Below are 12,524 nucleotides of genomic sequence, written 5' to 3'. Positions count from 1 at the left end.
CATTTCGTCCGTTGCCTGCGGGTGCTGGCAACGGCAACCCCCAGGAGTGAACAGGATGAGTCGTCCGGAAGTGGTGTTGTACAAGGGCGTGCCGCCAGACGTGCGTGCGCGGTTGGCCGAGGCGTTCACGCTCTCGGAATTCGACGGTGTGAACGATGCCAATCGTGCGGCATTCACGGCGGCGCTGAGTCGTGCGCAGGGCGCCATCGGCGTGGGCGTGAACGCGACACCTGCGATGCTCGATGCAGCGCCGAAGCTGCAGGCGTGGGCCACCATTTCGGTGGGCTACGACCAGTTCGACGTGCCCGATCTCACGCGTCGGGGCATCGTGCTGATGAATACCCCTGATGTGTTGACGGAAACCACCGCCGATACCGTCTTTTCCCTGATTCTGGCGAGCGCGCGCCGCGTGGTCGAGCTTGCGGAACTGGTGAAGGCCGGGGGCTGGACAGCGAGTCTTGGCGAGGCGCACTTCGGCACCGACGTGCAGGGCAAGACACTCGGCATCGTCGGCATGGGGCGCATCGGCGGCGCGGTGGCGCGTCGTGCGGCGCTCGGTTTCGGCATGAAGGTGCTGTACAGCAATCGTTCGCGCAACGACGCGGCAGAAAAGGCCTACGGCGCCGAGTATCGGGCACTGCCGGATCTGCTCGCAGCGGCCGATTTCGTGGTGACGCTGGTGCCGCTGTCGCCAGAGACGGAGCGTTTGATCGGTGCGAAGGAGTTCGCGCAGATGAAGCGCGGCGCGATCTTCATCAACGCGGCGCGCGGCAAGGTCATCGACGAAGCCGCGTTGATCGATGCGCTCGCGTCGGGTCACCTGCGCGCAGCGGGGCTCGACGTGTTCGAGCGTGAGCCGGTGTCGGTCGATTCGCCGTTGCTGAAGATGAAAAACGTGGTGGCGTTACCGCATATCGGGTCGGCCACGCACGAGACACGCCATGCCATGGCGTCGTGCGCAGCAGACAATCTGATCGCCGCGTTGACTGGCAAGCCGCTGCAAAACGTGGTGAATCCGCAAGCGCGAAAAGCCTGATCGCGCGACAGGACGTGACGACAACGCCTGAGTCTGTCGTCACGTTTTGCCGGGTGGGCGGCAGACAGACTCGCCTGGCGTTCCCGATCGCTACGGCGACATCTTGCCCGCGTCGCCCCGAATTCCGATTTCCCCAAGGGCGCGTAGTCGTCGCGTGACGGCGCGACCTCGCTCCGCTCGGGGTCCGCGTCGCCGAGGGAAGCGCTTCCATTCGCCTCCGGCTCACCCAACGTCTCCCCCAACGTCTCCCCCAACGTCTCCCCCAACGTCTCCCCGAAGCCTCCTGCCCCCCGTTTCTGCGCGTTGATGGCTGCCCATCAGGCGCCGCAGGACGTCGCGCGTGGATGCCGCGCGGGCTTGTCCTTCAGTCTGGACGAGTTCTGAGCCACCTATCTTCCTGATAAAAATTCATGCACGTGCAAATACATTGACAACCGCATTCGTGCTCACTATTATGCATGCACATGCAAGTAAATGGGGTTCTCATGAACGAACTGCAACGGACCGCCAACCCGCTCGCCGTCGAGGTGGCGGGGGAACCTTCGCGTTCGTCCTACGGGATCTGAACATCGTTCTTCAACCGCCCTCGCAAGGGCATATCAACGAAAGGGATTCATCATGCATTGGCTCTACCTCGGCGCTGCCGTGATCTTCGAAATCGCAGTCGCCATCTCCGCAGGCAACGCAAAAGGCTTTACCCGTCTGGGCTGGACACTCGCCACGCTGGTGTGCGGCGCCATCGCAACACTCTTTCTCAGTCTGGCCTTGCTGACGTTCGATGTTGGCGTGGGCTACGCGATCTGGACTTCCATCGCCGGTGTGGGCGTCGTTGTTCTCGGCGCATTGTTCTTCGGTCAGCGGCTGACCTGGAGCAAAGGGCTCGGCATCGCGCTGGTGATCGTCGGTGTCGTCGGTCTGAGACTTAGCGGCGCTGCATGAAGCCCCGACAAACTGTTTTCATATGTCAATTCGTCATTTAATTGATAAGGATTCCAAAATGACTATCAACAAAGAAGCCAGCGCCAGCAATGGCCGGGCATGGGTCATGCTCCTGCTGGCCGGGGCTTTCGAAATCGGCTACGCGCTTAGCGTGGCCGGTAGCAAAGCCTTCTCGGTACTGAGCTGGTCGGTGGCGGCTGCGGTGTTTTTCCTGCTGACGTTGTACGCCCTGAGCGTCGCCCTCAAGACCATCGACGTGGGCATTGGCTACGCCGCGTGGGCCGGTATCGGATCGGTCGGCGCGGCCGTCTTCGGCAGTGTGCTGCTCGATCAGCCGATCACGCTGGTGCAAGCCTTCTGGCTGGCCGTCATTATCGGCGGTGTTGTGTGGCTGAAACTTGCCGACAGTGTGACGGTGCGGGCCGGCAAGCCTCGGGTGTCGGTGTAAGGTCGTCATCGCGGATGACATCGCTGCATGCACGCGTCTTGATCTGCTTGTATGGGCATGCATATGAGAGAATGAACGCTCGCGTATTCAAGAGGAGTGCCTTGCAGTGAAGTCAAAGAAGAGCGATGCATGGCTCCGGGTGATTCAGGTCGTGGCGAATGTCGAGGCCGATTTGGGCAAGATGCTGCAGGCGCAGCACGGGCTGGGACTCTCGGAGTACCGCGCGCTGGAAGTATTGGCACGGACGCCGGCTTCGGAGTTGCGCATGCAGGAATTGGCCGCGCATCTGCGTCTGAACCAAAGTTCGGTCTCGCGGATGGTCGAACGACTGGAGCGCTCCGGATACACCGTTCGCGACCTGTGCCCCGACGACAAACGCGGCGTGTACACGGTGCTGACGGAAGAAGGACGCGCGGCCCTCGGGCGCGCCCAGCCCGACTTCGAGAAGGCGCTCGACGTCGCGCTCAAGGCGCATGACGGCCAGAAGTTGCTGAGCCAGAAATAACGGACTGGCAGCGGCGCGAAATTGTGAGAGAGGACGAAGCATCGGCTTCGTCCTTTTTCTTTTCTCCCCGGGCCTGTTACTTCCCTTCGCTGGCAGTGCGTCGCCGATTGATGACTTCCTTGGCTCGCGCGAGCTGCGAGGGCAGGCGATCGCCGAGGCGCAGGGCCATGCCGACGGCCAGCACGTCGCCAATGGCCAGGTGCGAGATACGCGAGGTCAGTGGCGAGTACACATCGGTGTCTTCGTCCACATCGGCAAACAACGCCACGCTCGCCTGACGCGCGAGCGGCGAGTTACTGTGCGTGATCGCGATCACGCTCGCCCCCGCCGCACGGGCCAGCTGCACGGCTTCGAGCAGATCCTGGGTTCGCCCCGTATTCGAGATCGCCACGACGACGTCGCCTTCGCCCAGCAGCGCGGCCGACATGCCATAGACGTGCGGGTCGTTGTACGCGACCGCAGGCACGCCGAGGCGGAAGAACTTGTGCTGCATGTCCTGTGCGGCAATGCCGGAGGCGCCCGCGCCGTAGAACTCGATGCGTCGGGCACCGGCGAGCAGGTCGATCGCCTGTCCGATGCTGTCGGGAGAGAGGTTGTTGCGCACCTGCATCAGGCTGCCGATGGTGCGGTCGAGCACCTTGCTGGCAATGCCGGGCACCGGCTCGTCGGGCCGCACGTCGCGGTGCACGAACGGCACGCCCTGCGCAATGCCCTGCGCCAGACGGATCTTGAACTCGCGATAGCCGCTGCAGCCGACCGCCTGACAGAAGCGTGCGATCGTCGGCTGGCTGACGTTGGCCCGTTCGGCGAGTTCGTTCATCGACAGGTCGACGACTTCGCGAGGCGCGTCGAGCACATAGGTCGCAAGCTTGCGCTCGGACGGACGCAACTGGGTCAGCGTGGCTTCAATTCGGTTAAGCATTGGCAGGCACCAACAAAAGCGGGCGGATGGGAGACGTCAGGCTATCGCCACGCGCCGTTTCCCCCGCCGTTTCCCCGTATCGCCGCAATCGCGCGCGCCGCTTTGGTCGGGCGCGCGGCGAATCCGGCATCTTGCGCCCACTATAGCACCCGCAAACCCTGTCGCCGCGGCATGCACGGCCTTGGGAAATGTGACCGATACCGGCTGATTTGTACAAAAACTACAGAAAATCAGGATTTCACATTACGGATTGGCTTTTCTCAATACGGCATAAAGTCCCGTAACCACAAGAAATTACTAAGTAAAACCCCGTAGGTGATGGCTTTTGGATTGATGGGATGTAGAATTTCTACTAAACTCCGCTCCCAATCGCACCCGCCCTGGGCGCGTTGCAATCCCCCTCATCGGCATGACGACTGAGCAAACGAAGCCCCTGCATCCGGCCGTAATGGCTGTCACAGCACGCATTGCCGCGCGCAGCCGCGACACGCGTGTGGCCTATCTGGCGCGCATCGATGCGAGCGCGGGCCGCTTCCCGCAACGAGGCGCGCTGTCCTGCGCAAATCTGGCCCATGGCTTCGCCGCCATGCCGGCCAACGACAAACTGATGCTGCGCGAGCAACGGCGTCCGAACGTGGGCATCGTTACGGCCTACAACGACATGCTGTCGGCACACCAGCCCTATGAGCAGTACCCGGCGCGCCTTCGCGAAGCCGCGCGCAAGCTCGGTGCCACGGCACAGGTCGCCGGCGGCGTGCCCGCCATGTGCGATGGCGTGACGCAGGGCAACGCGGGCATGGAACTGTCGCTGTTCTCGCGCGAGATCATCGCGATGAGCACGGCAGTCGCCCTCTCGCACAACATGTTCGACGCGGCGCTCATGCTCGGCGTGTGCGACAAGATCGTGCCGGGTCTCGTGATCGGTGCGCTGCAGTTCGGGCATCTGCCGACGATCTTCGTGCCGGCCGGCCCGATGGCGAGCGGCCTGTCGAACGACGACAAGGCGAAGATCCGCCAGCAATACGCCACCGGTCAGGTGGGCCGCGACGCGCTGCTCGAAGCCGAGTCGCAGGCGTATCACAGCGCCGGTACGTGCACGTTCTACGGCACCGCCAACAGTAATCAGTTGCTCATGGAGATCATGGGGCTGCACCTGCCGGGCGCGGCTTTCGTGCATCCGCACACCCCGTTGCGCGACGCGTTGACCGACGCCGCGCTCGGGCGCGTGCTCGCCATCGGCGCGGATACCGCCGAGTACACGCCCATCGGCCACGTGGTCGACGAGCGCGCGGTCGTCAACGGCATCGTCGGCCTGCTGGCCACGGGCGGCTCGACCAATCACACGCTGCATCTCGTGGCGATGGCCCGGGCGGCGGGCATCGTCATCGACTGGGACGACTTCGACGCGCTGTCGGCCGTGGTGCCGCTCATGGCGCGCGTCTACCCGAACGGCAAGGCCGATGTGAACCACTTCCACGCCGCAGGCGGCATGGGGTTCCTGATCGGCGAATTGCTCGACGCGGGCCTGCTGCACGCTGACGTGAAAACCGTGGCCGGTCCGGGCCTGGCGCGCTACCGCGCCGAGCCGTGGCTCTCGCCCGAAGGGCTGGCGTGGCGCGCCGGGAGCGCCTACAGTGGTGATCGTGACGTATTGCGCGGCCATGCCGAGCCGTTCGCCCCCGATGGCGGACTGCGGCTCATGCAAGGCAATCTGGGGCGCGGCGTCATCAAGGTGTCGGCGGTCAAGCCGGAACATCGGCGCGTGGCCGCAACGGCACGCGTATTTACTTCGCAGGAAGCGGTTCAGGCCGCGTTCGATGCAGGCGAGCTGCGTCGCGACGTGGTCGTGGTGTTGCGTGGCCAGGGGCCGCGCGCGAACGGCATGCCCGAGCTGCATCGCCTCACCCCGCTGCTCGGTGTCTTGCAGGACGAAGGGTTCGCCGTGGCACTCGTGACCGACGGCCGGATGTCCGGCGCATCGGGCAAGGTGCCCGCCGTGATTCACGTGTCGCCCGAAGCGACCGGCGGCGGTCCGCTTGCCCTCGTGCGCGACGGCGATCCGATCGTACTCGACGCCAACGTCGGCGTACTGCATGCCGACGTGTCCACGCAGGACTGGTTGGCGCGCGAGCCCGCACCCGTCACGCCCTCGGGCGACGACACCGGGCGAGTGCTCTTCGGCCACATGCGTGCGGCCGTGGGCGCGGCGGAGACCGGCGCTTCCGTGTTCTTCGGTACCGAGTGACGCGCCACGCGCGTCGCTGCATTCAAGGAAAACGTAATGGACATCAATGACATCGTTCGTGCCGGCCCCGTGGTTCCGGTGCTCCAGTTCGACAACATCGAGCAAGGCGAGCAGGTCTCGCGTGCGCTGCTCGCAGGCGGCGTTCGGGTGCTCGAGATCACGCTGCGTACCCCGGCGGCGATGGAGGTCATTCGTCACGTGGCAGGCCTGTCGGACGAACTGATCGTGGGCGTGGGTACGCTCACGCGTCCCGAGGAAATGGCGCAGGCCGTTGCGGCAGGCGCGCGCTTCGGCGTGTCGCCGGGCTACACGAGCGCGCTGGGCGCGGCGGCCAAGGCGGCTGGTCTGCCGCTGCTGCCGGGCGTGGTCACGCCGTCCGACATTCTCACGGCGCTGGCCGACGGCTACGACACGGTGAAGTTCTTCCCGGCCGAACCGTCCGGTGGCGTGCCCATGCTCAAGGCGTTGTACGGCCCGTTCCGTCAGGTGCGGTTCTGCCCGACGGGCGGTATCAGCGCCGAGTCGGCGCCGTCGTATCTCGCACAGCCGAACGTGGTGTGCGTGGGCGGCTCGTGGCTCACCCCCAAGGCGCTCGTCGACGCCAAGGACTGGGGCGGCATCACGCGTCTGGCGCGCGCTGCCAGCGCACTGCCGCGCGGCTGATCGCCGATCAAAGGCAATACCGGTTGCATCGAATAACAGGAAGCAGGATTCCAATAAACGGGCGCAAGCCCATCGGGCATCCGCCCAACTAGCCAAACGAGGAGACCCCCATGGTCGCGGTGCAAGGCAACTTGCTGCTGGTGTACGCGCTTGTCGCGGTAATCGCGCTGATCTTGCTGATCGCGCGCTTCAAACTGAATCCGTTCATCACGCTGATCGTCGTCTCGCTCGTGCTCGGGCTGGCGGTGGGCATGCCGATGGGCGGGATCGTCAAGGCGTTCGAGACCGGCGTGGGCAATACGCTGGGGCACATCGCGCTCGTGGTGGGGCTTGGCACGATGCTCGGCAAGATGATGGCCGAGTCGGGCGGCGCGGAGCGCATTGCGCGCACGCTGATCGGCTTCTTCGGTGAGAAGAACGTGCACTGGGCGATGGTCGTGATCGCCTTCATCGTCGGTTTGCCGGTGTTCTTCGAAGTCGGTTTCGTGCTGCTGATTCCGATTGCCTTCAACGTGGCCAAACGCACCGGCACGTCGATGATCCTCGTCGGCCTGCCGATGGTCGCGGGTCTGTCGGTCGTGCACGGCCTGATTCCGCCGCACCCGGCGGCGCTGCTGGCCGTGACGGCCTATAACGCCGACATCGGTCATACCATCATGTACGCGCTGATCGTGGGCATTCCGACCGCTGCCATTGCCGGCCCGCTGTTCGCGAAGCTCATGACGCGTTACGTGGTGCCCAATCCGGACAATCCCCTGCTGGCCCAATTCGTCGACAGCGACCGTCCGCTGGACAAGCTGCCGGGCTTCGGCATCACGCTGTTCACGATTCTGCTGCCGGTCATTCTGATGCTGCTCGGCAGCTGGGCGGACCTGTTCTTCGCACCGAAGACGTTCGCCAACGATTTCCTGCGTCTGATCGGCAATTCAGTCATGGCGCTGCTTATCGCCACGCTCGTGAGCTTCTTCACGTTCGGCAAGCAACGCGGCTTCAACCGCGACCAGATCCTGAAGTTCACCAACGAGTGTCTGGCGCCGATCGCCACGATCACGCTGGTGGTGGGGGCGGGTGGCGGTTTCGGGCGTATCCTGATGGATAGCGGCGTGTCGAAGGCGATCGTCGACCTGGCCAACAACGCGCACCTCTCGCCGCTGCTGCTGGGCTGGCTGGTGGCCGTGCTGATCCGTATCGCCACAGGCTCGGCCACGGTAGCCATGACGACGGCGTGCGGTATCGTCGCCCCGATCGCGGCGGCCGCCGGTTCGACCGTCAAGCCGGAACTCATGGTGCTCGCGACCGGCGCAGGGTCGCTGATCCTGTCGCACGTGAACGACGGTGGCTTCTGGCTGGTGAAGGAATATTTCAACATGACCGTGCCGCAGACCTTCAAGACCTGGACGGTTTGCGAAACGATCATTTCGGTAGTGGCGTTGCTGTTCACGCTCGGCCTCGCGACGGTGGTCTGAGGTCGCGATGCAGGGCGAGCAACACCGGCAACACGCCGACGCAAGTCGGCAGGTGACAAGGAGACGAGCCATGATCGTCGTGGTGATGGGCGTATCGGGCAGCGGCAAGAGCACGGTCGGGCAGATGCTGGCCGACCGGCTGGGCTGCGGGTTTTCCGACGCGGATTCGTTTCACAGCGCCGCGAACATCGAGAAGATGCGGCGCGGTGAAGCGCTCAACGACAACGACCGCGCGCCCTGGCTCGCGTCGATTCGCGAAGCCATCGTCGCGCGCCGTCTGGCGGGGCGTCATCACGTGTTCGCCTGCTCGGCGCTGCGCTCGCGTTATCGCGACGTGCTCGGCGAGCACGACGGCGATGTGGTGTTCGTCTATCTGAAAGGCGCGCCCGAGGTGATCGGCGAGCGGCTTGCGTCGCGCTCGGGCCATTTCTTCGACCCGGCACTGCTGCAAAGCCAGTTCGATACGCTCGAAGAGCCGCGCGACGCGCTGGTGATCGACATCCGCGAATCGCCCGACGCCATCGTGGAAATGCTGCTGCACAAACTCGCCGCCTGCCCGGGCGGCGTGCCGTTGATGGCGGCTGGCGCAGCGCGCGTACAATAGCGTTTTATTCCCTCCGCCGGCACGTCATGTGCCGGCCGTACGCATCGAAATGGCTTCCTTCGAATTCTTCGCGCCCTGTCCTCGCGGACTGGAAGAGGCGCTTGCCACAGAGCTTGCCGAGCTGGGCCGCCTGGCGCCGGTGTCTGTCGGTAAACAGGTGCCCGGTGGCGTGCATTTTGCCGGTCCGTGGGCAGCCGGTATGGCCGCCAACCTGCATTCGCGCATTGCGAGTCGTGTGCTGCTGCGCGTGGCGCAGCAAGGCTACCGCACCGAGCAGGACATCTACGCCTTTGCGCTGGCGCAGCGCTGGGAAGACTGGTTCGGCTATCAGCAGACGCTGCGCGTGGACGTCACGGGCATCAAGGCGCCGGTGCGCAGCCTCGAATTCGTCACGCTGCGCGTCAAGGACGCCGTGTGCGACCGGCTGCGCGAGAAGACCGGTGCGCGTCCGAACATCGACACGATGCAGCCTGATGTGCGCGTGTTCGCGTTCCTGACCGCCACTGACGCCACCCTGTACCTCGACACCTCCGGTGAACCGCTGTTCAAGCGCGGCTGGCGTCTGGACAAGGGCGCGGCCCCGTTGCGCGAGAATCTGGCGGCAGGCATCCTGCGTCTGGCAGGCTGGCGCGCGGACACGGCCGCCGACATGGTGCTGTACGACCCGATGTGCGGCAGCGGCACCTTCCTCGCGGAAGCCGCCCAGATCGCGCAAGGCGTGCCCGCCGGTGCCGGGCGTCGCTTCGGCTTCGAGAAGCTCAAGGGGTACGACGTCACCGCCTGGCAGACGTTGAAGGTGCAGGCGATGGACGCCCAGCGCGATGCACGCGTGCGCGGTGTGCCGTCGACAATCTTCGGCAGCGATATTTCGGGCGACATGCTGGTCAAGGCCCGCGCCAATCTGGAACGCGCCGGCGTGGGCGACATCGGCCTCAAGCAGGTGGATGCCCGCGACATGTCGCCGCCGATCGATCGGCCGGGCATCATTGTCGCGAATCCGCCCTACGGTGAGCGTATCGAGGTGCGTGGCCGCCGCGCGCCGCGCGATGCCGACGATGGCTATTCTCCCGATGTGCAGGGCAATCGCGGAGGTTTCCAGCGCAATCAACCCGACGGCGTCGACGCCGCGTTTTTCCGTGCGTTCGGCGACGCGCTCAAGCAGCGCTTTACCGGCTGGAGCGCATTCCTGCTGACTGCGGACATGAGTCTGCCGGGGCAGATGCGTTTGCGCGAATCGCGTCGCACGCCGCTGTACAACGGTGCGCTCGAATGCCGTCTGTTCCGCTTCGATCTGATCGCGGGTTCCGTGCGCAAGCGCGAGGGCGGCGAGCAACGTGCGGACACGCAAGCCGGTCAGGACGACGGCGCGCCGCAGGCGTAAGCGGGTCGTCGACGTTCGACGCCCTGTGAAAAAAGACCGGCCATTGGCCGGTCTTTTGCATTGTGGGCGCCGGGTCAGGGCGTGTTGTCCGGTCGTGTGGCCTCGCCGGGCGTAGCGGGCGCCTCGGGGGCCACCGGTTCCGGTCGAAGTTGTGCCAGGGGCAGTGGCGGCAAGCGCGCCCGCGCCGTCGCGCGCCGGTGTGCCGCGACGGCGTCCCGACGTCTGCGCAGCACGTCCGGCGCAATGCGTGGGCGAGCGGGTGCCCCCACGAAGTTTTCGGGATCGGACAGGTCGCTCTCGTGCCCGGGACCGAGGCGCGGCGCGCATCCGGAGACGAGCAGGCAGCCGGTCGGCGTGACGCTTCGCAGCCATCGCTCGGTCTCGCACGTCACGCCGTGATGCGCCACGATAAAGCCGTGACGCGTGCCGCCGTGGGACGTAGGCTGGATTTCCCAGAGATTGCCATTCCTTGCCCAGTGCGGCCAAAGGCTGTCTCCGACACCGAGGTGGGTGTGCGCGATCGCCTGATACGCCTTTCGGCAGACATGGCGCAATCGAAGATCGTCCGTCCGGTCGATCGTTGCGATATCGAGCAGTCGCGTGAGGTTGTGCGTGTCGCCCGGCGTGGCGTTGTAGAAGTACACCCATTTGTTCGTCAGGTCGAACGACCACGGCGTGGCCACGTCGTGACCGAATGCCTGCAGCACGCGCAACGTCAGGATGTCGTCGGCCACATGCGTTTCCCCGGCATCGCTGCTGCGATGCATGACGGTGTGGGCCCATTTGTCGAGCGTTGGCGTCGCCATCAGACGGTCGGCGATGCTCCATGCGGACGGGTGCGCCAGCAGCCGACACATCAGATCGACGGCGATCTCGAGCGGCAGACCCGTGTCGCGCAGGGCATCGATGGTGACTTCATGATTCTCGAGCACGGCCACACGCTGTAGCGCCATGATCTGCTGCGGGGTACGCGAGGGCGCACCCGTGAGCGTCTTGCCGATATAGGGGGCGAGCTCCTGCGCGAGTGCGCTCTCCGGATGCTCGGCAGCGCGCGTAATCACGGCCTTGGTGACGTTGCACTTGGGGCTGAGCGTGCGGATCCGGATCAGGTCGCGCCAGCTCATGGCGCGATAGACCGGATCAATGCCCGGTAGGCCCGGAAGGTCGGGCGCGTTTGCCGGACCGGCACCGGAGAGGGAACATTCGAAAGGCATCGACGAACTCCTGCGGACAAATGCGGAACCCGCATTGTCGTGACGGATTCACACGCAGGATGTCGAGTTTGCCCGGGGAAGTTTTCGAAACGCAGACGCGTCGGGGCGAGACGGCGCGCCGCAGTGGCGTCGGCCTAAGCGCGACGCGCCAGCAGGAAGCGGCGCAGGATGCCGTGTGAATAGTGGCTGGCCACCTCGCGCAGAAAGCGCGGGAAGTCGACATGCGCATCGTCGTCGGCGGCATCGGAGAGGGTGCGCATCACCGCGAACGGAACGCCATATTCATGGCAGACCTGCGCTACGGCGGCGCCTTCCATTTCCACGGCAAGGGTTTGCGCAAGCGCGTCGCGCAGACGGGTGACTTCGACAGCGCTGGAGACGAACCGGTCGCCGCTGGCGATCTGCCCGACATGCACGCGCGGCGCGCTCATATGCCATTCGGTGCGCAGGGCTGCGGGCACTTCGTCGGGCATGTCGTTCATCAGCCACTCGCGCGCGGCTTGCGCGAGCGCATCGCGCAGGACGGCTTCGGCGTCGAACGAGACACGGCCGAGCAGCGGGATCTCGAAGCGGGGAAAGATGGGGCTGGCATCCATGTCGTGCTGCACCAGCGTGTCGGCCACGACGACGTCGCCGACCGACAGTCCGTGGGCGAGGCCGCCCGCCACGCCGGTAAACACGATCTCGTCGACGTTGAACCGGTGAATCAGTGCCGCGGTGGTGGCCGCCGCCGCAACCTTGCCCACGCGTGCCAGCACAATGACGCAGTCGTGCCCGTACAGGCTGCCGACGTAATAGTCGCGCATGCCGATGTGTTCGACGCGAGCGCCCGGCGCCATCTCAGTGAGCAGATCGGCGATTTCTTCGTGCAGGGCGGCGACAATGCCGAGCGTCGTGGCGCGGTTCATGGCGCAGTTCCGGAGGCGATAAGAAGCGCGCATTGTAGCGCGGGGCTGCCTTGGCAGCCCCGCGTCATGCCCGGCCGCGCAGGCCGGGGGAGGGTCGACTCGCGTCGACGCGTCGGTTACTCGACGGCCTTGACCATCTCTTCGACGACCTTCTTCGCGTCGCCGAACACCATCATCGTCTTGTCGAGATAGA

12 protein-coding genes are annotated in these 12,524 nt (G+C 65.2%); 9 read left to right on the top strand and 3 right to left on the bottom strand.

The features are described 5' to 3' along the window. Positions 1-55 precede the first annotated feature (55 nt). The 4 genes from ABWO90_RS21405 (at position 56) to ABWO90_RS21390 (ending at position 2,928) form a co-directional block, all read left to right on the top strand. On the top strand, positions 56-1,036 hold the full coding sequence (locus ABWO90_RS21405) for an NAD(P)-dependent oxidoreductase (RefSeq protein WP_353193242.1): 981 nt from the start codon (positions 56-58) through the stop codon (positions 1,034-1,036). A 618-nt stretch (positions 1,037-1,654) separates the two neighbouring features. Continuing rightward, positions 1,655-1,975: a DMT family transporter gene (locus tag ABWO90_RS21400; protein WP_353193241.1), complete on the top strand. Its 321-nt coding sequence runs from the start codon at positions 1,655-1,657 to the stop codon at positions 1,973-1,975. A 58-nt stretch (positions 1,976-2,033) separates the two neighbouring features. Then, a complete protein-coding gene (locus ABWO90_RS21395) occupies positions 2,034-2,423 on the top strand; it encodes a DMT family transporter (protein WP_353193240.1) in 390 nt (129 codons plus the stop codon). Positions 2,424-2,529: 106 nt separating this feature from the next. After that, on the top strand, positions 2,530-2,928 hold the full coding sequence (locus ABWO90_RS21390; protein WP_353193239.1) for a MarR family winged helix-turn-helix transcriptional regulator: 399 nt from the start codon (positions 2,530-2,532) through the stop codon (positions 2,926-2,928). 76 nt (positions 2,929-3,004) lie between these two features. Here ABWO90_RS21390 and ABWO90_RS21385 read toward each other — a convergent pair whose 3' ends face one another. Then, positions 3,005-3,850, bottom strand: a complete 846-nt coding sequence (locus tag ABWO90_RS21385; RefSeq protein WP_353193238.1) for a MurR/RpiR family transcriptional regulator — start codon at positions 3,848-3,850, stop codon at positions 3,005-3,007. 409 nt (positions 3,851-4,259) lie between these two features. Between ABWO90_RS21385 and edd the strand changes: the two genes are divergently transcribed. The 5 genes from edd to ABWO90_RS21360 all read left to right on the top strand — a co-directional run bounded on the left by edd (position 4,260) and on the right by ABWO90_RS21360 (position 10,209). After that, complete coding sequence (gene edd, locus ABWO90_RS21380; protein ID WP_353193237.1) at positions 4,260-6,095, top strand: phosphogluconate dehydratase; 1,836 nt, start codon at positions 4,260-4,262, stop codon at positions 6,093-6,095. Between the two features lie 36 nt (positions 6,096-6,131). Then, positions 6,132-6,758, top strand: coding sequence for a bifunctional 4-hydroxy-2-oxoglutarate aldolase/2-dehydro-3-deoxy-phosphogluconate aldolase (gene eda, locus ABWO90_RS21375; protein WP_353193236.1), 627 nt, complete (start codon positions 6,132-6,134; stop codon positions 6,756-6,758). Between the two features lie 110 nt (positions 6,759-6,868). After that, positions 6,869-8,224: a GntP family permease gene (locus tag ABWO90_RS21370; RefSeq protein WP_353193235.1), complete on the top strand. Its 1,356-nt coding sequence runs from the start codon at positions 6,869-6,871 to the stop codon at positions 8,222-8,224. A gap of 70 nt (positions 8,225-8,294) precedes the next feature. Next, entirely contained in the window at positions 8,295-8,828 is a 534-nt protein-coding gene (locus tag ABWO90_RS21365) for a gluconokinase (RefSeq protein ID WP_353193234.1), read from the top strand. 49 nt (positions 8,829-8,877) lie between these two features. Next, a complete protein-coding gene (locus ABWO90_RS21360; protein WP_353193233.1) occupies positions 8,878-10,209 on the top strand; it encodes a THUMP domain-containing class I SAM-dependent RNA methyltransferase in 1,332 nt (443 codons plus the stop codon). Positions 10,210-10,283: 74 nt separating this feature from the next. Here ABWO90_RS21360 and ABWO90_RS21355 read toward each other — a convergent pair whose 3' ends face one another. Both ABWO90_RS21355 and ABWO90_RS21350 read right to left on the bottom strand, forming a co-directional pair. Next, positions 10,284-11,423 carry a hypothetical protein gene (locus tag ABWO90_RS21355; protein ID WP_353193232.1) on the bottom strand — a complete coding sequence of 380 codons (1,140 nt, stop codon included), beginning with the start codon at positions 11,421-11,423 and terminating at the stop codon, positions 10,284-10,286. 134 nt (positions 11,424-11,557) lie between these two features. Then, the gene (locus ABWO90_RS21350) at positions 11,558-12,331 is read right to left on the bottom strand and encodes a 5'-methylthioadenosine/adenosylhomocysteine nucleosidase (protein WP_353193231.1); all 774 of its coding nucleotides are present in this window, start codon (positions 12,329-12,331) and stop codon (positions 11,558-11,560) included. Positions 12,332-12,524: the final 193 nt, after the last annotated feature.

The sequence above is a fragment of the Pandoraea pnomenusa genome, from assembly GCF_040391475.1.
GTDB classification, from domain to species: Bacteria; Pseudomonadota; Gammaproteobacteria; order Burkholderiales; family Burkholderiaceae; genus Pandoraea; species Pandoraea pnomenusa_C.
The sequence above is the reverse complement of the archived record's forward strand: the minus strand, read 5'-3'. Positions and strand labels throughout refer to the sequence as shown.